This is a genomic window from Thermofilaceae archaeon (genome assembly GCA_038731975.1).
In the GTDB taxonomy this organism is placed as follows: Archaea; Thermoproteota; Thermoprotei; order Thermofilales; family Thermofilaceae; genus JANXEW01.
Window position 1 is genome coordinate 51631 of record JAVYQJ010000006.1, and the last position, 23045, is coordinate 74675.

25 protein-coding genes are annotated in these 23045 nt (G+C 64.3%); 11 read left to right on the top strand and 14 right to left on the bottom strand.

Features of this window, described 5'->3' with window-relative positions:
- The first annotated feature begins 7 nt into the window (after positions 1 to 7).
- Positions 8 to 295, top strand: a complete 288-nt coding sequence (locus QXF46_04550) for an acylphosphatase (GenBank protein ID MEM0226123.1) — start codon at positions 8 to 10, stop codon at positions 293 to 295.
- Positions 273 to 1223: a hypothetical protein gene (locus QXF46_04555; GenBank protein ID MEM0226124.1), complete on the top strand. Its 951-nt coding sequence runs from the start codon at positions 273 to 275 to the stop codon at positions 1221 to 1223. The genes QXF46_04550 and QXF46_04555 overlap by 23 nt, the downstream gene beginning before the upstream one ends.
- On the opposite strand, the gene QXF46_04560 is transcribed toward QXF46_04555, so the two are convergent.
- From QXF46_04560 to QXF46_04580, 5 genes are read right to left on the bottom strand one after another with little or no spacing between them, the layout of a single operon-like run.
- A complete protein-coding gene (locus QXF46_04560; GenBank protein MEM0226125.1) occupies positions 1210 to 1896 on the bottom strand; it encodes a metal-dependent hydrolase in 687 nt (228 codons plus the stop codon). The genes QXF46_04555 and QXF46_04560 overlap by 14 nt on opposite strands.
- Positions 1897 to 1928: 32 nt before the next feature.
- Positions 1929 to 2891 (bottom strand): 2-hydroxyacid dehydrogenase, encoded by a 963-nt coding sequence (locus QXF46_04565; GenBank protein MEM0226126.1) that lies wholly within the window; start codon positions 2889 to 2891, stop codon positions 1929 to 1931.
- 22 nt (positions 2892 to 2913) lie between these two features.
- Positions 2914 to 3420 carry a ribonuclease HI gene (gene rnhA, locus QXF46_04570; GenBank protein ID MEM0226127.1) on the bottom strand — a complete coding sequence of 169 codons (507 nt, stop codon included), beginning with the start codon at positions 3418 to 3420 and terminating at the stop codon, positions 2914 to 2916.
- Positions 3417 to 3773, bottom strand: coding sequence for a hypothetical protein (locus QXF46_04575; GenBank protein ID MEM0226128.1), 357 nt, complete (start codon positions 3771 to 3773; stop codon positions 3417 to 3419). Before QXF46_04575 ends, rnhA begins: the two co-directional genes overlap by 4 nt.
- A complete protein-coding gene (locus QXF46_04580) occupies positions 3754 to 4671 on the bottom strand; it encodes a helix-turn-helix domain-containing protein (protein ID MEM0226129.1) in 918 nt (305 codons plus the stop codon). Before QXF46_04580 ends, QXF46_04575 begins: the two co-directional genes overlap by 20 nt.
- 130 nt (positions 4672 to 4801) lie before the next feature.
- On the opposite strand from QXF46_04580, the gene QXF46_04585 reads away from it, so the two are divergent.
- Positions 4802 to 6088 (top strand): putative sugar nucleotidyl transferase, encoded by a 1287-nt coding sequence (locus QXF46_04585; GenBank protein ID MEM0226130.1) that lies wholly within the window; start codon positions 4802 to 4804, stop codon positions 6086 to 6088.
- 1 nt (position 6089) lies between these two features.
- Here QXF46_04585 and QXF46_04590 read toward each other — a convergent pair whose 3' ends face one another.
- Positions 6090 to 6488, bottom strand: a complete 399-nt coding sequence (locus QXF46_04590) for a hypothetical protein (GenBank protein MEM0226131.1) — start codon at positions 6486 to 6488, stop codon at positions 6090 to 6092.
- Positions 6478 to 6867: a hypothetical protein gene (locus QXF46_04595; protein ID MEM0226132.1), complete on the bottom strand. Its 390-nt coding sequence runs from the start codon at positions 6865 to 6867 to the stop codon at positions 6478 to 6480. Before QXF46_04595 ends, QXF46_04590 begins: the two co-directional genes overlap by 11 nt.
- A gap of 75 nt (positions 6868 to 6942) precedes the next feature.
- Here QXF46_04595 and QXF46_04600 point away from each other — a divergent pair, with 75 nt between their 5' ends.
- On the top strand, positions 6943 to 7902 hold the full coding sequence (locus tag QXF46_04600) for a hypothetical protein (GenBank protein MEM0226133.1): 960 nt from the start codon (positions 6943 to 6945) through the stop codon (positions 7900 to 7902).
- A gap of 393 nt (positions 7903 to 8295) precedes the next feature.
- Complete coding sequence (locus QXF46_04605; protein MEM0226134.1) at positions 8296 to 9186, top strand: 4Fe-4S binding protein; 891 nt, start codon at positions 8296 to 8298, stop codon at positions 9184 to 9186.
- Here the strand turns inward: QXF46_04605 and QXF46_04610 are convergent.
- A complete protein-coding gene (locus QXF46_04610) occupies positions 9151 to 10272 on the bottom strand; it encodes a CBS domain-containing protein (GenBank protein ID MEM0226135.1) in 1122 nt (373 codons plus the stop codon). The two genes, QXF46_04605 and QXF46_04610, sit on opposite strands and share 36 nt — an antisense overlap.
- Positions 10273 to 10306: 34 nt before the next feature.
- Positions 10307 to 11656 carry an alpha-glucosidase/alpha-galactosidase gene (locus QXF46_04615; protein MEM0226136.1) on the bottom strand — a complete coding sequence of 450 codons (1350 nt, stop codon included), beginning with the start codon at positions 11654 to 11656 and terminating at the stop codon, positions 10307 to 10309.
- Between the two features lie 74 nt (positions 11657 to 11730).
- Between QXF46_04615 and QXF46_04620 the strand changes: the two genes are divergently transcribed.
- Positions 11731 to 12795, top strand: a complete 1065-nt coding sequence (locus tag QXF46_04620; GenBank protein ID MEM0226137.1) for an MFS transporter — start codon at positions 11731 to 11733, stop codon at positions 12793 to 12795.
- Here QXF46_04620 and QXF46_04625 read toward each other — a convergent pair.
- Together QXF46_04625 and QXF46_04630 are read right to left on the bottom strand one after the other, a co-directional pair.
- Positions 12749 to 13564, bottom strand: a complete 816-nt coding sequence (locus QXF46_04625) for a sugar phosphate isomerase/epimerase family protein (GenBank protein ID MEM0226138.1) — start codon at positions 13562 to 13564, stop codon at positions 12749 to 12751. The two genes, QXF46_04620 and QXF46_04625, sit on opposite strands and share 47 nt — an antisense overlap.
- A 1-nt stretch (position 13565) precedes the next feature.
- On the bottom strand, positions 13566 to 14078 hold the full coding sequence (locus QXF46_04630) for a nitroreductase family protein (GenBank protein ID MEM0226139.1): 513 nt from the start codon (positions 14076 to 14078) through the stop codon (positions 13566 to 13568).
- Between the two features lie 67 nt (positions 14079 to 14145).
- Between QXF46_04630 and QXF46_04635 the strand changes: the two genes are divergently transcribed.
- The 3 genes from QXF46_04635 to QXF46_04645 all read left to right on the top strand — a co-directional run bounded on the left by QXF46_04635 (position 14146) and on the right by QXF46_04645 (position 17940).
- Positions 14146 to 15684, top strand: coding sequence for a dihydrolipoyl dehydrogenase (locus tag QXF46_04635; protein MEM0226140.1), 1539 nt, complete (start codon positions 14146 to 14148; stop codon positions 15682 to 15684).
- 68 nt (positions 15685 to 15752) lie between these two features.
- Complete coding sequence (locus tag QXF46_04640) at positions 15753 to 17702, top strand: DUF4091 domain-containing protein (protein MEM0226141.1); 1950 nt, start codon at positions 15753 to 15755, stop codon at positions 17700 to 17702.
- A 34-nt stretch (positions 17703 to 17736) separates the two neighbouring features.
- Complete coding sequence (locus tag QXF46_04645; GenBank protein ID MEM0226142.1) at positions 17737 to 17940, top strand: hypothetical protein; 204 nt, start codon at positions 17737 to 17739, stop codon at positions 17938 to 17940.
- Positions 17941 to 17996: 56 nt separating this feature from the next.
- Here the strand turns inward: QXF46_04645 and QXF46_04650 are convergent, their stop codons facing one another.
- Both QXF46_04650 and QXF46_04655 read right to left on the bottom strand, forming a co-directional pair.
- On the bottom strand, positions 17997 to 19262 hold the full coding sequence (locus QXF46_04650) for a hypothetical protein (GenBank protein ID MEM0226143.1): 1266 nt from the start codon (positions 19260 to 19262) through the stop codon (positions 17997 to 17999).
- Positions 19263 to 19286: 24 nt separating this feature from the next.
- The gene (locus QXF46_04655) at positions 19287 to 20459 is read right to left on the bottom strand and encodes an MFS transporter (protein MEM0226144.1); all 1173 of its coding nucleotides are present in this window, start codon (positions 20457 to 20459) and stop codon (positions 19287 to 19289) included.
- Positions 20460 to 20508: 49 nt separating this feature from the next.
- Here QXF46_04655 and QXF46_04660 point away from each other — a divergent pair, with 49 nt between their 5' ends.
- Both QXF46_04660 and QXF46_04665 read left to right on the top strand, forming a co-directional pair.
- Positions 20509 to 21228, top strand: coding sequence for a nucleotidyltransferase domain-containing protein (locus QXF46_04660; protein ID MEM0226145.1), 720 nt, complete (start codon positions 20509 to 20511; stop codon positions 21226 to 21228).
- A gap of 81 nt (positions 21229 to 21309) precedes the next feature.
- On the top strand, positions 21310 to 22128 hold the full coding sequence (locus QXF46_04665; GenBank protein MEM0226146.1) for a hypothetical protein: 819 nt from the start codon (positions 21310 to 21312) through the stop codon (positions 22126 to 22128).
- On the opposite strand, the gene QXF46_04670 is transcribed toward QXF46_04665, so the two are convergent.
- A complete protein-coding gene (locus tag QXF46_04670) occupies positions 22125 to 22793 on the bottom strand; it encodes a helix-hairpin-helix domain-containing protein (protein ID MEM0226147.1) in 669 nt (222 codons plus the stop codon). The two genes, QXF46_04665 and QXF46_04670, sit on opposite strands and share 4 nt — an antisense overlap.
- Positions 22794 to 23045 lie beyond the last annotated feature (252 nt).

The window sequence follows — 23045 nt, forward strand, 5'->3', positions numbered from 1 at the left end:
TTCATCGATGAGCGGCCCGGAGATGGTGAGGGCGCACATCTTCATTCGCGGTTTCGTGCAGGGGGTCGGCTTTAGGTGGTGGATGCAGCGGATGGCCCGCCGCATCGGCGTGAAGGGCTGGGTTCGCAACCTGCCGGATGGTCGAGTCGAGGCTGTGCTGGAGGGGCCTAGGGACAGGGTGGTGGAGCTGATCAAGCTGGCTAGGCGCGGCCCTTCGAGCGCGTGGGTGGAGGGCGTGGACGTCTACTGGGAGCCGTACAGGGGGGAGTTCGATGACTTCGACATCCGCTACTAGGCACAGGGTTCACCCGGCTTGGCTCCTCCTCATTGCTTGGCTAGCCTTCCTCGTCCTCCTGCTCGCAGCGACGGGTGTGAGACCCGCGCGCTACATCAAGGTGCACGACGGCAGGTACTGGACCTGGTACGCGCCGGAGCACGTATGGAGCCGCTACGGGGACGAGATCTCCAGGTTCTTCGATTACGCCGACAGGGTCTACGAGGCGCTGAGGGAAGACCTGGGAGTTGAGCCGCGCGAGAGGGTGTACCTGCTCGTGCACCCCGGCGGCGCCGGCTTCGCGGGCTTCGCGGTCGGTGACATAATGGAAATACGGGCGGTCACCGGCAGGCGCAGCCCCGGTATCGGCGTGGTCTACGACGCTTTCATCGGGGAGGCCTACGGGGTGCGCGGTTACTGGGCCTACGTCCTGATCGCGCACGAGGCGACGAACCTCTTCACCGGCGAGGGGGTTACCGGGGGCTGGCCGTGGGCGGATGGGACCGACATCTGGGGTCGCGGCAGCCCCTTCCCCTACGCCGTCGCGGTGCTCGTGACGAGGCAGCTCGGCCTGGAGCAGGTATCCTCAACCCACTACAGGATCCTCGACCCGCGAGATCGGCCCTACGTGGACCTCTTCATCAGGATCGTTGAGGAGAGGGGCTGGGGCGCGATCAGGAGGATGTTCCACCTGATGCTCGAGGACGGCGTCCGCCTTGACGCGCAGGGCCCCATCTCAAGCGAGCCGCTGAAGAGCCACTACGTCTTCCTCTACCTCAGCCTCGGCTACGGCAGCGACCTCGCAGAGGTGCTGGCGGAGCACGGCCTACCCGTGAACAGGACTCTGCTCGCGGAGCTCTCCGAAGCCTACGCGAACCGGTCGTGCGACCCCGAGGGCTGGCGGCTCGGGTACTACGAGAGGGTTTTGAAATGCGCTAGGGGTAACTGAAGCTTTCGCCGGGCTTCAGGACGACTACGCGGGTCCTGGTGACCTCCTCCACAATGCTCTTGAAACGCCCCGGGTCGGCCCTGATCAGGGGGAAGGTGTCGTAGTGCATGGGGACAGCCACTCTCGGCCTGATCAGCTGAACGGCCTTCACGGCCTCCCTCACACCCATCGTGAAGTGGCCGCCGATGGGGAGCAGCGCGATGTCGGGCTGGTAGAGCTCGCCGATGAGAGCCATGTCGCCGAACAGGCCGGTGTCGCCAGCATGGTAGATGCTCGCGTCCCCGCCGCGGACGACGACCCCCGTGGGGCACCCCCTCTCGCTGCTGTGGACGGCTGGCGTCAGAACCACCTCCAACCCCTCCACGGCTAGGGGCCCGCCCACGTTGCCTCCAACCGCCTTGACCCCCTCGCTCGCCAACCGCTCGGCCAGCTCGTAAACCGCCAGCACGACGGCTCCGGTGAGCTTGGCCAGTTCAACGGCGTTGCCCAGGTGGTCGCCGTGGTCGTGCGTGACGATGATGTAGTCGACCCTCCTCCCCCTGTAGTCGGACGGCTTGACGGGTGACAGGGGGTTCTCGAGCCAAGGGTCGATGAGGAGGGTCTTCGCGGAACCGTCAAGCCCCTTGATCTCGATCTCGAAGGCCGCGTGACCGAGGAACTTGACTCTGGCCACGCCACGGCGTGGGCGTGGAGGCTAAAAAGGTTTCAGTATGGGTTATCGTAGTCGACCAGGTTCAGCGGCTTCTCACCCCTCAGGTAGCGCGCAACGTTCTCGGCTGCGAACTCGAGGCAGCTCCTCCTCGCCGACCGGGTCCAGCCGGCCTTGTGGGGGGTGGCGATGACGTTGGGGAGCTTGTGGATTCCCAGCCTCGAGGGAGCCCCCTCGGCCGGCGGGTACAGCCACCAGACGTCTACCGCCGCCCCAGCGATCCAGCCCTCCGTTAAAGCCCTGTAGAGCGCCTCCTCATCTACGACGGGCCCCCTCCCGACGTTCACTAGGTAGGCTGTCGCCTTCATCGCTCTCAGAACTCTCTCGTTGATGAGCCCCCTCGTCTCGGGAGTCAACGGTAGCGCCACGACGAGGAAGTCTGCTTCGCCAGCTACGCGGGGGAGCTCCTCTGGCCCTACGACGAGATCGGCGAGCCCGTCGGGCTGCGGGCGCCTCTTGACGCCCACTACCCTCGCGCCCAGGCACTTGCACATCCTCGCCAGCTCCCTCCCGATCTCGCCGTAACCCACGATCACCACGTTTTTCCCCGCGAAATCCTCGAGGAACGTGGACTCGCTCCACGGAACCCAACCCCCCTCCCTAACGGTCAGGTGCATCTGCGCCACCCTCTTCGCGAGCGCCAGCATCAGGGCGAGAGCGTGCTCGGCGACGGCCCGGGCGTTGCAACCCTTCGCTGAAGCCAGGAGAATCCCCCTGCTTTTCAGCAGCTCCAGGTCGTAGCTGTCGACGCCGGCGGAGACCGCCTGCACGAACTTCAACCGCTCGGCTCCCGCAATGGCTTCGGGGGGTGGGTTCCCGACGGCGACTTCAGCGTCCTTCAGCTCCTCGACGATGCCTTCCCTCCCGGCCGCCGCCACGCGGGCTAGCCCTCCCAACCGGCTCCGGAAGAGCTCGAGCTCCCACTCGCGCGCGGCCCACGCTAGGACCACCTTTCGCATGACGCTAGCATAGGGCTCTCCCTTATAACCTTTCGAGGCCACGGCTCCGCAGGAAGGCGCGCCAGCGACGCTCGCTGTAGGCTGACAGAGCCTCGGGGTGCTCCCTGATGTACTCCCTCAGGGCTTCAAGGCTGAGAGCGTCGGCCTCCCGGTTCCCCTCGCGGGGGATCCAGACGTACCTCCGCCTCGGGAAGCGGGAGAGCAGCTCGACAGCCCTCCTGTAGAGGGGGGCGATGCGCGGGCTTCTCACTGCGTAGCGGCCCTGCAGCTGCCGTATGACGAGCTGGCTGTCGCCCTTGACGACGAGCTCGCTGCCCGCGCAGCCGTTGGCGATGAGCCACTCGAGCGCCCTGATGAGGGCGGTGTACTCCGCGACGTTGTTCGTCACGTCGTCGCCCTTGTAGCCGGCGCCCACGATCCCCTTGCCGGCCGCGATTCTCTCCCCATCCCTGTAGACTACGAAGCCGTACGCGGCGATCCCTCCCGGGTTGACCGGCTCGCAAAGCCCGTCGAAGTAGACGGTTATCATCGACGCGCCCCCCGCTCCTTGAGGAGCTCGATGAGCGCCAGCACGCGCTGGATCATCTCCTTGTTCGCGGCGAGCTCCTCCCGTATCTCGTCCACCTCGTTCGCCAGGGCGAAGATCGTGCTGTACACCTCCCTAACCCTGTTGCGCAGCTCGGCGGGCACGTGTCCCAGCGCCCTCATCTTATCCATCAGGGACTGAACCATGAGGAACTGCTGCTCGAGCTTCCCGGTCAAATCGGCTATCATCCGCTCCCTCTTCTCCACCTCCCTCAACAGTGCCTGCAACCTCTTCTCCACCAACTCGAGGATCGGCGGAGCCTCCATCGTGCTACGGCTACTCGAGGAGGACGGCATCGTCGACTTCACCGTCCCCGTCGGTGTCCACGCCCTCGACGACGTGGGCGACCGCGCTGTCGTCGTGCGCGTTCGGCTCGGCGAGGCGGGCTCCCTGCTTGAATAGGGCTGCGAAAGCGGCCTTCGTCCCCGGCAGGTGGACGCCGGCGATCAGGAGGACGCGCCCACTGCCGAAGGGGTTGTCGATGAGCTCGACGACGCCGTGGTTGTCGTCGCTGTACACCCTCCCGCTGCACCTGGAGACGAGGGCGAAGCCCCTCCTTTCGTCGAAGTACACGGGCAGGTGCTCGTTGAGCCGCGCTGCCAGCATGTTGGCCGCGGGCCCTCCCACCACGATGACGCCCCCCTTCGAGAGGTCGAGTCGGGGGTCGGTGTCCAGCGCGATCTCCAGCTCGACCGTGGAACCGTAGGATGCCCCGAGCGCGTAGGCGAGGCGGGCTGCCAGGTAGTGGTCGCGCCCCCTACCCCTGAAGGGGCCGTGGGGCTCCGGGCTTCCGAGCACCATCACGACCCGGTTGCCGTTTCGGAGGAGCTCCTCGAGGATGGGGGATGGCGAGGGCGCGGCCAACCCCAGCTCCCTCCTCCTCAGGAGGACGACGAAGCCGTCAGCGGCCAGGGAGTACCTCGTAGCGGTCGCCCCCCTCCGCCGCTCGACGCCCGCCTCGACTACGAGCCCGCACTCCTTCAGTTTGGCCATGTGGTAGTAGACGAGCTGCTCGTTGACGCCGAGCTCCCTGGCGACGTCCATGGGGAACTTCGGCTCGGCCGCCAAGCTCCTCAGGATCGCGAAGCGGGTTTCGTTTGAGAGTGCCTGCAGGGCCTCCGGGCCGTCGACCTGCCTCACGTAACCGACGAGCCTGCCGCTCGAGGGGTCCACTAGGGCGAGCAGATCATCCATCACTAAAACCCTCCTTTTTATGGTCAATAAATCCCTTTCTGCAACGCAGGCTGGAACCGGCGCAACCCGGTTGAACCCCCCGGATGACTTTCCCAGGAAAGGATAAGAGCGCGGCCGCGGGGCGCACTCGATGAGGATCGCGGTCTTCGAGGATGGCGCCGTCAGCAACCTCTCCCCTCTGACTCTCACGAGGGCGGTCTTCGACTTGAGGGTGGGCCGCTACACCCTCCTCGAGAGGGTGCAGATGAAGTTCGGCACAGCCGACCTTGCCCTTGTCAGGGGGTACCTGGCCGAGTACTACCGGGAGGTTCGTAAACTCGAAGTGGAGGTGGGGGACGCGGATGACGACGTCCTCCTCGTCAACCCGCGCTTCGTTCTCGACCCGCGCGCGATGGGTGCCCTCGAGAAGCTGTGCTCGGAGGGGAGGCGCTTCATCCTGCTCAGCGGCGCCGACGTTGTGGGGGCTCTCCTCCCGCGGCACGTCGGGCTGGAGCGCCTCCACGTCCCCGTGGATAGCTCCGATCTGGTGAGGAGCGTGAAGGGCAGGGTGGAGCCGCTCTACATCGAAGGATCCCCCATCGACTACCCCTGGCAGCTGGTCGAGCTCAACAGCCGAATCCTTCCCGACGACGCTGCTTGCGGAGGCGGGGTTCTCGGGGAGGTCGACGAGACCGTGAAGGTGCTTGGGAGGGGCGGGCTCGCCGTAGGGGAGGGCGCCGTTGTGGAGCCTTACGTCGTGCTCGACACGAGGAAGGGGCCGATCCTCATCGAGAGTGGGGCGGAGGTGAAGGCGCACGCGTACGTCGAGGGCCCCTGCGTCATAGGCCGGGGAACCGTGGTGATGCCGGGAGCCCGAGTGAGGGAGGGGTGCTCGATAGGCCCCGTCTGCAGGGTTGGTGGTGAGGTGGAGGAGTCGATCATCCACGGCTTCAGCAACAAGTACCACGACGGCTTCCTCGGCCACGCTTACGTCGGGGAGTGGGTCAACCTCGGCGCTTTGACGACAAACAGCGACCTGAAGAACACGTACGGGACGGTCAGGGTCGGCGTAGGGGCGCGGAGGTTGGATACGGGCCGGGTGAAGGTGGGGGCCTTCATCGCCGACTTCGTGAAGACCGCGATTGGGACGCTCATCTACACCGGAAAGCGGGTCGGCGTATCCAGCCACCTCCACGGCGTGGTCGTGGAGGACGTGCCCTCCTTCACGATCTACGCCAAATCGCTGGGCCAGGAACCGGTTGAGCTGAGGTTGGAGTCCGCGGTTGAAACGGCTAGGAGGATGATGGCGAGAAGGGGCGTTTCAATGCCGAAGGCGCTGGAGGCCCTGCTCGAGCGGGTCTTCGAGCTCACGAGATCAGAGAGAGCCGCTGCAGGCGTGAGGGCAGCGACCTTCCAGCTGGTCCGCCAGCCCGAGTGAGCTAGGGGGTCTCGAGCAGAACCCTCCCGCCAGCAGCATCGAGGTGGGCGTAGAACCTGTTTAGGACTCCTCTGCCTAGCAGGAGCCTCCTGAGGAGCGGGTGGGCCCACACCTTCACCAGCCCCAGGGGTTCGCCGCAGAGGTAGATTCGAGCCAGAGCCGCGCTCAACCTGACCGGGAGGAATCCGCCGTGCAGCGCGTATACCTCCTCGTCCACGGCGGTGTAGTCGAGCTCCAGCCTGCCCCAAACCTCCTCCGTTAGAAGGAGGGTGCCGTCGAAGCCCGTGTCGACGTAGAAGAGCTCCTCAACGCTCCTTCCCGTCACCGGGTTTTCCAGCCTCACTCTCACCGCCGGTGCCGGCGGCGACCGGGACCTGTCGTAGAAACCCTCACACCTCAAGCCCCCCGCCCCCAACCTCAACGAACTCGACCCGCCTCGCCCCCAGCGGCTTGATGAGGGAGTTCCTCAGGAGGCCGGCCTCGTACATGCTCCGCAGCTTCTCCACAGCCTCCTCCAGCGTCTCGCAGAGGAAGCTGACAGCACCGTCGTTGGCCACCACCAGGTAGCCCTTGTCCCTCCCCCCGGCCAGCCGGTTGGCGGCGGACCTGAGGGACTCACGTGCGTCCTTCGCGGGCTCGATGGGTGGGGGGGCTCTAAGCCACATCTCGAGGGCCTGGTTGACGGCCTGGGACACCGTTATCCCCAGCAGCGCTGCCCTCGCCTTGACCTCCGCGTAGAGCCTCTCATCAACTCCCCTGACGAAGACCCCTTTAGCCACGGGAGGATATCCTGATATCTGGATATTAAGCTTTCCGAGCGAAGCTCTCTTCAACCAGCCCGTGTTGGAGCCGGCGTGCTGCGGAGAGTCTCTGAGCTCGACTTGAGCGGCGAATGCCAGCGCCTCGGCGTCGACCTACCGAAGGTGCTAAGCGTCTACAACTTCCACTTCTGGTTCAACGGTAGTTCTGCGAAGATCGTCTTGAGCCTCGAGCCTCCCGCCGTCGCCTCCGTGGGGATCGACGGGCTTGCACGCGTGTACGCGGGGGAGGGCCTCGATCGGGCGGAGCTGGAGGAGAGGCTGGTCAGCGTGCTGGGGCTTCGCGAGGATCCAGCGGAGTTCTACCGGCTGGCAAGAAGCGACCCTCTGCTGGCGCCCTTCGCGAGCGAGTGGGCGGGGTGGAGGTTGAGGAGCACGGGCCTGTGGTGGGCGCTAGTCACAGCCGTCTGCCAGCAGAACGCCAGCTTCCGGCAGGGCTGGAGGATGCTGGCCAAGCTCGTGAACCGCTACGGGAGGGGGGTTGAGCTCGAGGGCGAGGGGTGGGTCCCGCTGCCGCCGAGCCCCCACGACGTCCTCTCCGACCCCAGCAAGCTCAGGGAGGCGGGGCTGGGCTACCGCGCCGACACGGTGGTGCGCATCGCCGAGCGCTTCGTGAGAGGAGAGGTGCCCGACGAGGGGGAGCTGGCCAGGATGGAGGCTGGCGAGGCCGAGCGATCGCTCAAGACGGTTAGGGGAGTGGGCAGCTACACGGCCAGGCTGGCGCTCGCTCTCAGCGCGAGGAGGTACGAGCTGCCGCCCATCGACAGGTGGGTGAGAGCGCTAGCGTCCCGAGCCTACGGGGTGAGCGGGGGCGAGGTGGAGTCCGCCTGGGTGAACAGGTGGGGCCGCTGGTCAGCGCTAGCCGTCGTCGCTCTGACGGTTGCGCTCGACGCCGCCCCCCTCAGGGAGGCCCTAGCCCGCCTCGAAGCCGGGCGCCTGCTACCCGAGCCGGGCAAGCTGAGCCCATCCACGCTCTGGTCCTTCGCACTATGCTAGGCGCGCTTGCGACCTGAAAGGTGACGCGCAGACTCCGGGAGGGTTCGAGCTCGCGGCCATCGAGCGCTACCATCAGCTCCGATGAATCGTCGATTCTCATGGGCACTTCAGCGGCGCGATCCACCCTAGAAAACTAATGATCAACTCCGATAAACTAGTCGTTGACTTCGATGGGGAAATCTTCCACCTTCAGCTTTCCCCCCCTTCTCCAGCCCCTGCGATGGTCTCTGCGGCCTTCCACATGGCGATGCTCAACAGTCGCTTAGCAGCGTTGCCCGGTTCGCGCAACGCTGCACGAACCTCCCTTACGCGGGAAACCAACCCGCTTCGAGGAGCCGCCGAACAGGACGGCGGCTGCAAAACCCTTTTCTACTTGTAGCAGAGGAAGCCCCCATGGCCCCGTTCGCGCTACTGCTGCCGTTCCTGCTCGCTCTGCTCCACATCTTTACCGAGGAAGGCTTCGGGGAGGAGTCGAGGCTTCAGGTTTGGCTTCACGCGTTCTACGCGAAGATCGAGCCCGGCGTCGTCTGGCTGATCGATAAGATGCTCAAGTCAAGGTTATTGAGCGGGACTAGGGTTGGCCGCGCGATCCTGAAGGCGATCGCCAAGATGCTCTGGTTCCTGCCGCACGGCGTCGTGATCGAGCACGAGGCGGCGCTGAGGCTCATCGACAGCCTGCCCGAGGACTCTCACATCGCCATCGGGCCGTGCCTGTGCAAGATCGGCTACGGCACGAGGGAGGAGCCCTTCTGCACGGACATGGTGATCATGTACGGCGCGAAAGCGTACAGCCTCGCGCACCCCCACGAGTACAGGTTCATCTCCAAGGATGAGGCGAAAGAGCTGCTGAGAAAGTTCAGGGAGCACAACTTGATCCATGAGGTCTTCGCCTGCTTCAAGGCTAGAGGGTGGACCTTTGTCATCTGCAACTGCGACGCGCGCTACTGCATACCGACTAGGAGCTACCTGCTCGTCGGGGACGGGGTCTACCCCGGACCCCTTGTAGCGAGGGTCGACGAGAGCAAGTGCGCCGGCGTGGATAGCTGCGGCGTCTGCACAAAGGTCTGCGCCTTCGGAGCTAGCGCAGCCGCCAACGGCAAGTCTTCCGTGGATCCCGCCAAGTGCATGGGGTGCGGGATCTGCGTCCACCGCTGCCCGCAGAGGGCTAGATCGCTCGTCCCCCGGGAGGGCTATAAACCACCAAAGTTCCTACCGATCGAGCACACCCACCCGCACCTGCTGACCAGATTAAGCGCCCCAGAGCCTCCTTCGAAGCCTCTCTAGGCTGATCCTCCTCTCCCGCGTGCGCTCCTTCGCCTTTGAGAACCTCTTGTAGGCCGCGTCGAGAGCCTCCGTGACCGCCTCAACCGGGTTCCAGGCTTCAGCTTCAGCTGCGTGAACCCCGATGTCGAGCTTGATGGAGGCGGTGGCCTCGTACCTCACCGAAGCCCCCTTCTTCCGCTGCTTGAGCACAACAGTCAGCTCCAATAGCCTCGCTCTCTCCGCGACGGCCTTCGCCACCTCGAGGCTCTTCACGTAGATGAGCCGCTGGCTGATGAAGTCCAGATCCTCGGCGCCCTCCACCCGCAGCGGTAAGGCTGCCTCCTCCACGGCGGGGAGGAGCCGGCGGAGCAGCAGGTACGGCGATATCACGCCCACCACCTCCCCCCTCTCGTTGGTCACCACGCAGCCCTCAGCCAGGTCGAGAGCGGTGGGCACGGTGCCGGCCTCGACGACCCTCTGAGCTTCTACGACGAGGCCCCTCACGGGCTGCGACAGGTAGTAATCCACCTCCCCCGCCTTCTCGCCAACGGCGCGCCTCTCGAGAGGCGTGCCGTACAAGTGCTTCACCAAGTCGTAGACCGTCACCACCCCAACCAGCCTCCCCCCGGAGGCGACAGGGACGAGCCTGAGCCCCACCTCGCCCGCCAGCCGGCGTGCCTTGTCAACGGGATCCTCCGGGCTCAGTGGCTTCAGGGGGTACATCAGCGAGGCTGCTGGTACGCGGGGCTTCAGATCCATCGCCTGGATAAGCCTCCTCGCCGAAACGATGCCCAGAGGCTTGCCGGCTTCGAGCACCGGGAGGCCGGGGAACCCGGTCCTGACGAAGGATCGCGCGATCGAGACCAGATCCGACAGTTCTCCGATATAGGGTACTCGCTCAGCGAAGCTCCTCAGCTTGGTAGAGGGAGGGGCCCTCCTCCTCAACAGCGAGAAGATGGAGACCGCGCCAGCGTAACCCCCATCCCTCTCGACTAGGGGTACAGCAGGCACCGCAAGCCTCCACATCACGGTGGCGGCTAGCGAGGCGGTGTCATCGGGGGTTAGCGGGTTCAGGCGCACAACCAGGTCAGGGTACCGGGACGCCACGTTGTAATTGGCCGAGGATAGTATAAAAGAAATGCTAGCGGTAGTGGGCGCGCATCTCCTCGTGGTACGGCAGCGCGAGGATCTTCTCGACGAGGCGCTCCGCCTGCTCTCTCGATCTCGTCCACGGGTCCATTGTGACCAGCTGCACGAGCGCCTCCCTGCTCCCCCTCTCGTAGGCCTCCAGCTCCACCTCAACGGGGGCCACGCGATCCCTCAAAGCGAAGGCCAGCACGGGCCTCGGTAACCCCTTGACTTCAAGCGGGTGAACCCCTCCACCGTCGACGAGAGCTGGAACCTCGACCTCGAAGTCGGTCGGAATGCCCGGGACGAGGCCCCCTCTGTTCATGACGTTCACTTGCAGCCTGCGCGGCACATCACACGCGATCGATTCAATGAGCGGGACGATATCCTCGCCGGACTCCCCCAGCGCTACCCTATCTACGACCCTCGAGCTGGAGTCCCTAGCGACTGCTAGGGTCTCGGAGACTCTCTCCTCCAGCCAGGAGAAGTAGCCCCGCCACCAACCCCTCGGGTCCTCCTTCCAGGCTCTCTCGGCCTCCTCGTCTACGTGGTACCACCAGGGCCACGACCCACCGCCCGGTGTACAGGTGTCGCCGATCGGGAACGCTCCGAACCTCCGGTAGAGGTCGACAGCCTTCGGCCCGAGGGCGTCGCTGGGGGCGCACCTTTCCCAGTGCTGCTTCGCGCCCTCCTCGATCCACCTGTCGATAAGCGGGTACGCGTCTCTACCCTCGTACTTGAACTCGGTCAACCAGATGAAGTGGTTCAACCCCGGAGCCGTGTACTCGACGCGTGAGGGGTCGAGGTTGAGCACGCTCGCCAGGTAGTAGACGGCCTTGTAGCCGTGGCAGAGGCCCACGATCTTCGCCTCGGGGTACTTTCGGCCGAGCAGCGTGACCCCAGCTAGCACGGGATTCGCGAGCTGGATGTACCAGGCGTCGGGGCACAGGTCCAGGACGTCCTCGATGATCTCCTCGAAGAGCCTGAACTGGTAGAAGTTGATCCAGAAGGCCTCGTCGTGCATCACGTGCAGGCTGCCGCCGAACCGGTATCCAAGCTGCTCGGCCACCGCCCACCCCTCCCTCAGCCTCTGGTGTCCGGCAGCCAGCGCTGTGTTGATGACGAAGTCCGCCCCTCTCAGAGCCTCCCTCCGCACGGTTGTCTTCTCCAGCTTGTACCTGGCCCCCGTCTCCTCGCACAACCTCCTCATGAGAGCGTAGACGGCGTTGAGCCGCTCCTCGTTGATGTCCACCAAGCTCACGGTGCTGCCGTATAGGCTCGGCGTCAGCACGAGGTCCCTGATGAGGTTCAGGGAGAAAACAGCGCTTCCAGCCCCAATCACGCAGATCTTCACTTCGGCCACAGGTTGAGGTGGGAACCGGCTTACAAATCTTCGCCCGATCGGCTTTAAAAAGCCCTGCGTGTAGAGCCTCGATCGTGCACGCCTACGTCGTATCGTACGCAGCATCGCTCCTGCAGGCGCTATTCCTACCCGTCCTCTCGCTGTACGCCAGCTATCTCGGCTTGAGCGAGGCGGAGGTGGGTGTCCTGGCGGGGGTCAGCCTCTTCCTCTACGTCCCCAGCGCCCTCCTCTCCGAGTTCATCGTCCGCAAGCACGGCTACCGGCGGCCGACATCCGCCTCCCTCGCTCTCATCGCCCTCAGCTACGCGATGCTGTCCGCCGCCCGCACGCCGGTCCAGCTCGCCTTCGCCGCGGGGATGGTTTCCCTCGCCTACGGCATCTTCTGGCCCAGCGTCGAGAAAGCCGTTTCGGCTCAGAGGGGCTCGGTGCACGCCTTCTCCGTGTCGTGGAGCGCGGGCTCCCTAACGGGAGCGCTCTCCATCGCGCCGCTGCTCAACCTCGGCTTCCAAGCGCTATACGCGATCTGCGCGGCCACAGCCCTAGCTCTAACCCCTCTCCCGCTCCGCTTCAAGGGGCGGAGCGAGGAGAAAAGCGCTGCTCGAGCCAGCCTGCGTGGGATGTGGAAGTCCTGGCTCCTCTGCGTAGGCTACTCAACGAGCGCCGGAGGGCTGCTCACCTTCTACCCCCTCGTTAGTGAGCGCCTGGGCCTGCCCAGCTACAGCGTCTCTCTAGCCACCTTCTCGATGATGGCTGGGAGAACCGCCGCCTTCTACGCGTCTGGCCGCCTCAAGCTCCCCGCCCTGCTCAGCCTACCCCTGCTGCTGGCCGTCGCTGCCTCACCGTGGAGCTCGAGCATCCCCCTGCACGCGCTGCTGGCGGCGGCAGCCGGCGTAGGGCAGAGCCTCATCTACACGCTAGCGCTGGAGGGCGTGTTCAACGCGGGTGGGGCCTACACCTCCGTTTTCGAAGCTACCATCGGGCTCGGCTACGCGCTGGGCCCCCTGATCGGAGCAGCCGCTAGACTGCTCGGCTTCGAAGCGCTAGCCGCTTCAGCTGCCGCGGCAGCGGCGCTGTCCCTACCCCCCTTAGCGTTTAGGGCGCGGCGAGGAGCGATCGAAGGTGGCGCAAACCCATCCTAGCGGCCTCTAGAGGGTCCTCAACACTCCCGAGGATCTCGATCGACAACCACCCTCCGTAGCCCACGCTTCTCAGCGCTGAGAGGATTTCCCGGTAGTCGGCCGACCCCGAGCCGGGGGCTAGCCCGTTGGTATCGTTCGCGTGGAAGTGCGCCAGCAGCGGGCCGGCTTCGCGGATGATCTCCCCGTAGGGCCTCCCCTCGTCGGTCATGCTGTAGACGTCCAGGTTGACTCGCAGGGCCGGCGAGCCCACCTCCTCCACCATTCTCACAGCCTCACCGAGGGTGTTGACCATGTCGGTGAGGTGGCGGGCGAGAGGCTCCAGCGCGATCACCACGCCCAAGTCCTCGGCGTACCTGCAGGCGCGGAACAAGCTGTCCCTCAGCAGGACCCACGCGTCCTCGCGGCTTTGACCGGGTAGGGTGCTGCGCTGCTTCGGCGAGCCCAGAACCATTACCCTGCCGTTCAGGTCTGCGCAGAAGCGGGCTAGCTCGCCCATGTACTCCACCGTCCTCTCTCTGACCGCGGGGTCGGGGTGGGCCAGGTGGAGGCCCGGCGGCGAAACGAGGAGCCAGTGGAGCCCGCAGATCTCGAGGCTGAAGCTCTGCGCCGCCTCTAGAAGCTTAACCCGCTCCGCGCGTGGGATCTGCCTCACGTTAGAGGCCAGCGTGTAGGGGGCTACCTCAACCCCCTCGAAGCCCAGCCCCGCGGCTACCTCTAAGGCCTTCTCCCACGGGAGGGGGAGGACCTCGTTGCAGATGGAGATCCTCACGCTACCACTTGTCGTAGTGGACGATCTGGTCGAGGGGCTTCCTATCGGTCACGGGCCCCTTCTCCTCGGCGGGGTAGCCGAGCGGCGTCAACGCGACGACGCGAATGTGCTCGGGGATGCCTAGAGCCTCCTTCACGGCGCGCTCGTCGAAGGCGGCGATCCAGCAGGTCCCCAACCCCTCGTTGGCTGCGGCGAGCACGAGGTGCTCCATCGCAATCGCCACGTCCACCTTCCAGTACTCCTCCCCATCCCTCCTCCTCCAGGCGACAGTGGGATCGGCGCAGGCGACGATGATGACGGGGGCCTTCACGAACCATTCTCGAGGGTAGGCCTTCCCCAGCTTCTCCTTGACCTCCGGATCCCTCACGACGATGAAGTGCCACGGCTGCCTGTTGGCGGCCGAAGGGGCCAGCCTAGCGGCTTCAAGCACCCTCAAGAGCTTCTCATCCTCAACAGGGTCGGGCTTGTAGGCGCGGATGCTCCTCCTCCTTCTCACAACCTCGTAGAAGTCCACGGGCTGCACTCAGACCCGCGTAAATATGGCTTGCGCTGTTGACGAAGGCAGCGGCAAGTTGAGGGGCATGCGAGGGCGAGCGCTACCTGAGCTTGAGTACTCCGCCCCCCGTTTGCTACAGTGGGGGTGGGTTAAACCGGTTGATGCGAAGGCCGGCGGCCTTATTTTACCCTACTGGGGTCCTCCTTTCTCGATGGTTAAACACTACGACGTGGTGGCCTTCGGCACAGGTTCTGCGATGAACATCGTTTCAGCGCTGCTTGCGAGGGGCTACAGGGGGAGGGTGGCGGTCATCGAGAGGGACATGGTCGGCGGGATCTGCCTGATGAGAGGTTGCATACCGTCCAAGATGCTGGTGGAGGTCGCGAGGAACGTCAGGAGGGTAAGGGAGGTGGGCAAGCTCGGCATCAATGTAAAGCTGGAATCTGTCGATTTCACCCGAACGATGGAGAGGGTTTGGCGCAGAATCTCCGAGGAGAGCAGGATGATCGAGGAGTCGCTTAAACGGCACCCGCTCATCGACTTGTACCAGGGGACAGGCACGTTCATCGGCGAGTACACGGTGGACGTGGCTGGGAGGGAGATCGAGGGGGATGTTTTCCTCCTCTGCCTCGGCTCGAGACCGGCCGTCCCCAACGTACCGGGGATCGATGAGGTGGAGTACCACACATCCGACAGCTTCTTTCGCGAATTAAGGGAGTTGCCCCGGCGGACCGTTGTCGTGGGTGGGGGCTTCGTCGGCCTGGAGCTCGGCTTCTTCCTCGCTATGATGGGGAGCCAGGTGACGATCCTGCAGAGGAGGGACAGGATCCTGCCCGAAGAGGAGCCAGAAATCTCTGAGCTCTTGAGGCGTGATCTCTCGCGCTACATGGACATACGGGTGAACCACGAGGTTGTCGAGTTCAGGAGGAGCGGGGGGCGCCAGATCGTTGTCGCCGAGAACAAGCTGACCGGGGATAACGTCGAGTTCGAAGCGGACCTGATCCTAATCGCAAGCGGCAGAAGGTCGAACAGCGACATCACGAGGCCCGAGAAGACCGGCGTGAAGGTCGATGAGAAGGGCTGGATCGTCGTTGATGAGTACTTGAGGACGACGAAGGAGGGGGTGTGGGCCTTCGGCGACGCGACTGGCAGGCTGATGTTCAAGCACAAGGCCAACTACGAGAGCATGATCGTTTACCGGAACGCCTTCCTCGGCGAGCAGGTGAAGGCCGAGTACCACGCGGTCCCCCACGCGGTGTTCACGGAGCCGGAGGTCGCGAGCGTGGGTATGAAGGAGGAGGAAGCCGCGAAGAAGTACGATATCCTCGTTGGGTTTGCGACCTACGGCGAAACCGCTAAGGGGGAGGCTATGATGGCGGAGGACTACTTCGTCAAGGTGATCCTCGAGCGCGAAACCCTAAGGATACTGGGGGCCCACATCGTGGGGCCCGAGGCTTCGATCCTGATCCAGGAGATCGTCAACCTGATGTACTCCGACGGAACGGCCGCGCCGATCTACCGGGGGATGCACATACACCCGGCGCTATCCGAAGTCGTCGAGCGAGCCTTCTACCACCTGCACGAGCCGGGGGAGTGGAAGAGGCATTTACACCACGGCCACTAGCCCGTGCGCCCGTAGAGCGGCGCTAGCCCGGGAGCAGTCTTATTAGCGCCCGTCGCGCCTCGAGGGCTATGGATCTGAAGCTCGCTTGGGTTGCGGTGGCAGTGGCGCTGCTCGCCGCGCTCTTCGCAGCCCTCCTGAAGCGTAGAGAGGGTGGGGCGGTGAAGCTGGTCGCCTTCCCCGCCAAGCCGATGGAGCGGGTCTTCAAGGATACGCCTCCGCCGGACGAGGTGCAACCGCTCAGGCTCTCAGCGGTGAGGAACGAGTACGTCGGCAGCATGTTCGGCGTTTGGAGCAGCGAAGCCGTGAAGGGGCTTCGCCTCGAGACCACAGACCTCGTGACGGAGAAGGGGAGGATCGATTCGAGGAACGTGAAGGCCTTCTTCGTCGGCTCGATCCCGCTCACCTTCAACTCCCCAGCCCCGGCGGAGGAGCTGGAGAGGCGGGCGCCCTGCGAGATCCCCGACCCCATCCTCGAGGAGCTGGAGGAGGTGGATCTGGAGGCGGGCGTGACACAGCCCTGCTACCTACGCATCTACGTCCCACCCGACGCCGAGCCCGGCGTGTACAGGGGCTACGTTGTGGCTAAGGCGCGGGGCTTCGAAGCGAGGTTGGAGGTGGTGCTGACCGTGCACCCCGTGACGCTGCCGGGCAGGAGGAGCCTCTACGTCACCAACTGGTTCAGCGTCTGGAACATCGCCAAGCACCACGGCGTCGAGCTCTGGTCGGAGGAGTTCTGGCCGATCTTCGAGCGGTGGGTGAAGTTCATGAGCGAGTACCGGCAGAACGTATTCTGGGTCCCCCTCGAGACGATTAGGGTCTACAGGAGCGCTGAAGGCTACCGGTTCGACTTCACGATCTTCGACCGCTACGTGGAGATCCTGCTCAAGTACGGCGCGGATCTAATCGAGCTCACCCACGTTGCAGGCTTCAAGCAGTGGGGTGGGCGGGAGATCCAGTTGAGGAGCTTCGATGTCGTCTACGGGCCGGGCGACGTGAGGAGCGAACCCGGGGAGCAGGTGCTACCCCACCTGCTTGGAGCGCTAGAAGCTCACCTCCGCGAGAAGGGTTGGCTCGAGAAAACAGTGGTCCACGTCGCTGACGAGCCAACCGAGGACGGCGTCGAGGAGTGGAGGAGGGTCTCGAGGCTGGTCAAGGAGCACGCGCCCGGGCTCCGTAGGATCGATGCTGTCGAGACGACGGGCTTCGGCGGCGACCTCGAGATCTGGGTTCCCACGCTCCACCACTACGACCAGTGGATGGAAGAGTACGAGGCTGCGAGGAGGCAGGGGGCTGCGCTCTGGTTCTACACCTGCCTCAACCCTCAGGGCAGGTACCCGAACCGCTTCATCGACTTCCCCCTACTCAAGACGCGCATCCTACACTGGATCAACTACGCCTACGACCTCAAGGGCTTCCTCCACTGGGGCTACAACTGGTGGCACGGCGACCCCTTCAAGGAGCTGAACCCCCAGCTGCCGCCCGGCGACACGCACATCGTCTACCCGGGGAAGCGGGGGCCGCTGCCCAGCCTGAGGCTGGAGGCGATGAGGGACGGCCTAGAGGACTACGAGCTGTTCAAGCTCCTCGAGGATGAGATCTCGGCAGTGAAGAGGGAGCTGGGCGGGAAAGCCCTCGAGCTACCCTTCGAGCGGAGAGCGCTCGAGCTCTGCCGCAGGGTCGTCCCATCGATAACCGGCTACGCACGGGACCCCGGGAAGCTGCTGGAGGTCTGGGAGCAGGTGGTCAGGGAATTGGTTCAGCTGAGGGAGAGGCCTCTAGCCCTCGTCCTCACCGAGCCGCCGGAGTGGGAGCCGATCGTCTGGGGGCCGCTCATGGTCCTCGTGAGGGGGGTTTGCGAGGATGGGGCTGAAGTGGAGGTGAACGGGAAGCCCGTGCCGGTGAGCAACGGCTACTTCGCCACCTACGCCTTCCCCGGCCGCAACGGTGAAATCGCCGTGAGAGTGCGGAAGGGCGGCCTCGAGAAGGTGATCGTCCGGAGGTTCTCGATAAAGGAGTAGTGAAGTTTTAGGCCCCCGCGAGCTACGGCCCACCGTGGCCACCCAGGAAGCGGAGAAGGATAGGCTGATCGAAGCCGTGCTCAACGTGCTGCGGAGGAACCCGAAGTTCTCGAAGATCGAGGAGCGCAACGTGAAGCGCATACTCAGGAAGCTCGAGCTCGAAGATCTCACCTACCTAGCCAACGTCTTCGACGTCTACTCCGAGTGGCTTGAAAGAACCCTCAGCGGAGGTACGTAAGCCGGGAAACGGATCTTTACGATCGGGAGAGAGGCTGACGAAAGGTTCTAGCCCATCTAGGTATCCGGTATCCAGGCCGTGAAGATTCGGCCCCAGTTCGTTCCCTGATCGAACGCGTAGACTGAGTACCTGAAGGGGTCGTAGGCGTTTCTTATGACGCAGACCCTAACGCTGGAAGCTGCGTACCTTATCACGAAGCTGAGGCTCACCCCTATCGTCACTCCACCTGTAGGGTAGGAAACTCCGAATGATAGGGAGACGCTGAGACCGCCGAACTGCCAGGTACCTGAGATGCTCCAGGTCACGCAGGCACCACCGTCACCTATCGGTTTGACGTTTCCACTCATAGCCGGTGGAGTGTAAGATCCCTCTTCAAGGTAGTAGGCACCCCCCAGGGCCCGGTGGGGGAAGATGCACTCGATTATCTGCGTTAAAACGCCGTTATCGTACCTCTCCCACCTCTCGTACCTCCACCGGATCCACATCCCTAGTCTGATCCAGTAGCCGCCGTCCGGTGCTCGTACCGTAGAGTGGAACGTGAGGGTGCCGGGTAGTGAAACCCCCGACATTCCGCTGCTCCAGCTCGCACTCGGTAGGCTGCTGTAACTGGGAGCCGCTCTGCTCTTCGACTCGAACCAAAACGAAACGCCCTGCGGTACGGTGAGCTCTACGGATACGCCCAAATCGGGGTGCAGAACCGTGAATGCGGAGAGCCCGTCCCGCTCCTGCACCTCAACTAGGTGGTACCATGTGCTAGAAGGCGCGGGTGCTGAGGGTCCTGCCAGCTTTGAGGCGGGCTCAACCTCAACGGTGAGGCCGATGACCGGGTCTTTCATTTCAATGCCGATGACTACTGCTCCGCACGAGTTGTCGACGGTGGATGCGACGATGAGCAGGTTCTCGACGTTGTAGAGGTCCACCCAGCTCACCCTGCCCAAGCCGTCCACGCTCGCCACCCTGTTGAGGTGGACTCTCGGCAGCGCAATGACTGCTGAATCCCCGAGACCCCTGTGCACCACCCTCGAGGTGTGGTTGTTCGTTGGGCTGGCCAGCCAGATGACGGCCACGTCGCGCACAGCGGAGTAGCTGCCGTCGGGCCCCCTCACCCGAACCCTGAGTTGGACGATCGCTGAGGGCAGCTTGGCGTAGGGGGTCGTCAGGTAGTATCCCATCCAGGTGAACGCCGCTTGAACGCTGGGGAGGAGAGGTAGGGAGGCTACCAGAGCGAGAGTTAAAATCGCCAACCCGTTGTAGAGGACGACCTTGCTCCGCTCACTCAAGCCCGAGTTGCGCCTTCTCATCCCGTGACGCTCGCCGGCCACAACAATAGTGAATAGCGCTTGGCGCTACTTAAAATTGATCCGAACCCGAGCGTAGAGCAGCGGTATGGCCAGGCTGGAGATGGCTGCGGCGGCCAGGTACATGGTTGTGAAACCGTACGTTGATAGGAGCACGCCGAGCAGGTAGCCCCCTACCATGTTACCAACGTTGGAGGCTACGGGGAAGATGCTGGAGGCCACTCCGGCTGCGCCGGTCATCTGCTCGGTCAAGTATGCCACGGTGACGACGTATAGCCCACCAAAGGTTAAGCCGTGGAGGAGCTGTGCCGCTATGACGAGTAGGGGGTTTCGAAGTAAGCCAGTGAGCATGAAGCGGACAGGGTAGGCAGCTAGGCAGACTGCAATGACCTTCCTGCGCCCCACCCTATCGGAGAGAGAGCCGAGCAGGATCATGGCTGGGATCTCGGCGAGAGGGGTTACTGTGAAGGCGAGGGAGGCGAGCAGCTTGGACGCGTGGAGCCCCTGAGTCATGTAGAGCGGCAGGAAGGTGTAGTAGGCAGGGTTCGCGATGGAAGCAACGGTTATCGCAGCCACAACGGACAGCACGTCGCCCCGCCTCAGTGCCCCGAGGTCGAGCTTCCTGCTCCCTTCACCGCGAGCCGCGAGCCGCGGGAGCCCCGGGCCGTAGAGGAGCGCGGAAATCGTGAAGAAGGCTGCGGAGAAGGCGAAGGAGGCGTGGAAGCCCCACACCTGCGCCGAGTAGCCTCCCGCCAGCGTACCGACGATCCAGCCGGCGGCGCCCGAGGTTCTCATCGCGCCGAAGCCCGCCCCCCTTTTCGCTTGATCGAGGTAGTCCATCGCTACGGCCGCGCTCAGAGACATCGTCGAGAAGGCCAGTGCGATGTAGAGGGGGTGCAGGAGGGCGAAGTGGGCGAAGCCCGTGGCCGCGGTGTACGCTACGACTGCTGAAGCCGAAGCTAGGCAGAGCAGGGCTTGGAGCGAGCTGCGCCCCCCGATCACGTCGGAGAAGTAGCTGATGAGGAGCGTGGCGGCCAGCGAGATGGAGGCCGCAAGCGACGCCAGGTACCCGATCTCAACGTCGGCGAGACCCCTCCAGCTCATGTAGACGGGGAGGAGCGGGTTAGCCGAGCCGGTCCCCGCGTAGAGGAAGAACATGGCCGCCCAGAGCCTGGCTAAACGCCAGGAGTCCTGTTCTACTGCTGGAGTGCTGGCTTTCACGGCGCCCCCCTACGCTCCGCTTTTAAACAAGCTTTCCCGCTCCACCGCCGTGCATCACGAGAAGGGGAGGGGCTCGGAGCTGCTTGCCGCAGCGTGGAGGGTTGCCGATGAGGTTTCCTCAGCCTTCACGGGTAAGAGGGGGGTTGTCGGCATCGTCTATTTAGGAGGTTTGGCGCGCGGGTACTTCGACGAGCACTCCGACATCGACGTGGTCGTGTACAAGAGGAGGGGCGCTAGGCTAGGTTGGCCCCGGGAGAAGGAGTACGAGTACAGGGGCTTCACGATCGATCTCGAGGTAAGGGACTACGAGAGGGATCTCTACAAGCGCTGGAGCTTTGAGGAGCGCTGGGTTTTCCTCCACGCGCTCGTCAGATACGACCCGTACGGGCTGGTGAGAAAGCTCCTCGAGCTGAAGGTGCCGCTGAGCGAAGGCGAGAGGCGGAGGCTTCTGATGGAGGAGCTGTCCAAGGCCGGGTGGAGCCTGAGCGACATCGATGCGTGGCTGCACAGGGGCGACCCGCTCAGCGCCCACCTCGCCGCAATCACCTCGCTGAGGCACCTCCTGCGCGCCCTCGCGGTTTACAACGGGGTCCCTCCGCCCCCTGACAAGTGGCTCCTGCACACCGCTTTCTCGCTGGGGGAGAGGCCACCGCAGTTGAACCAGCTGGTGCAGGATGTCCTTCTAGCTTCGAGCCCTACGGGGTTCGAGAGGAGGAAGGCGGCGCTGCGCGCGCTTGAGAGCTGGCTGCACGCGCGGGTTCGGAGGTGAAAGGTTTTAGGTTTTAGACGAAATAAGTTTCGCTTTCTGAGCTAGCTACCTTTATTACGCAAGCCTCACGGTCGCACCGCAATGAGAGTTACCCCACTGCTCGTCGCCGCGCTGGCGTTGACGCAGCTTGCCCTAGCTCAGCCGTTCCCCGTGTCGGTGAAGGTTGACGCGTCTGTGCAGGGGTTCTACGGCCCCCTCACCTACCGCGTCACCGTCACAGCCTCTCGTCAGGTCGACGTGAGGGTCAGGGTGAGCGTCATCGTGCCGGGCGGCCCCCAGCTTGGCTGGAAGACTCTTTGGGAGGGGAGGATGGGAGAGGGCGAGACGAGGGTTATCGAGTCTCGCGAGGACTCTGTGCCGCGGCTCGGGAGCTACGTGATCTGGGTTGCCGTCGACTTCACCAGCCCGCGCGACTTCATGGTGATAGACAGCAGGTACTACTACGCCACCTACGATATGATCCACGTGGTTACCGTCTACGAGCCAAGCGCGGAGCACTGGAGGAATCTCTACCTGCAGGCTCTCAACGAGAGCGAGAGGTGCAAGGTGCTCTACGGCAACGCGTCAGCCACCATAGTGGTCCTCAACGCCAAGCTCAGCGCACTGGAAGCCCAGCTCGCCAGCCTGGAGCAGAGCTACAGGAGCCTCTGGGCAAACTACACCCAGCTGCAGGACAACTACTCGGCTCTAACTCGGGAGCTCGCGGCCGCCAGGTTCGAGCGCGACGCGCTGAGGGAAGCACTGAGGAGGGAGGAAGAGCGCTCAAGAACTCTGCTCACCCTCGCGATAGCCCTCGCAGCCCTCTCGACACTCACCGCAGCGGTACTAGCGCTGCAGATCGCGAGGCGGAGGTGGGTTGGAGCGCCGCCACCGCCCCCTCCTAGACCTCTCAAGAGTTAGGGGGGTTGATCGTACCCTCCGGTTAAGGACCCCTCGCCGAGAGCTCGGGGGTAGATCGTGTCGAGCGCGTCGGTTAGCTTCCTCGCTTTCGCCCTGCCGATAACCTTCTCGAGCTCGTGGAAGGGGGCCGTCAGCGCCCTGCGAGGCGTCTTGAAGTGCAGCAGTAGCTTGCGCGCCGTCTCCCTCCCGATCCCGGGTACCGAGGTGAGGAGCGAGATCTGCACCTCGGCGAGGTTCCTGGGGCTCCCCCTCCTCAGCTTCGAGGGGGGCAGGTAGCTCCTCCTGCGGGCGGTCATCCTCCTGTAGAAGGCGTAGACGACGTAGGCGGTCTCCTCCGCCCCGCTCGTGCTCACAACGCTCACACCGCTCAGCGCCAGGGTTGCAGCAGCCTCAGCCAAGTGCCTCCGCTCGGTATCGAGCCCCCCTTCAACCACGATCACCAGAACACCGGCCTCAGCGAGCTCTTCAGCCAGCCCGCGAGCCCCCCTCTCGGCGGTAAGCCTTTCAAACTCCTCTGCCGTAAGCCTCTTGATTCCCACGGAGCCTACCCTGAAGTCCACCACTCCCATCTCCTCGAAGCGGACTGGCACTCCAATCCTCCTCAGTACCTCAACGACGCCGCGCCCCATCTCACGCGGGCTCACGATTACACCGCTCTCCGCCACACCCACCCCCTTCAATCCGCTCCTTAATCGAGGATGAGCAAGTAAGTAATGCTTAAAAGGGGTTTGACCCCCTACTGAAAATGGCGCGCGCCGGAGGAGAATCCACCCCCCGCTACCACGGCTGCTATCACGCGCTGCCCGAGCGGGGTGGGGAAGCCAGGTATCCCGCGGGGCTCATAACCGTGCGCTCGGGGAGAAACCCCGAGGTCGGTGGTTCAAAATCCGGCGCGCGCCACGACCTTCTCACCGTTC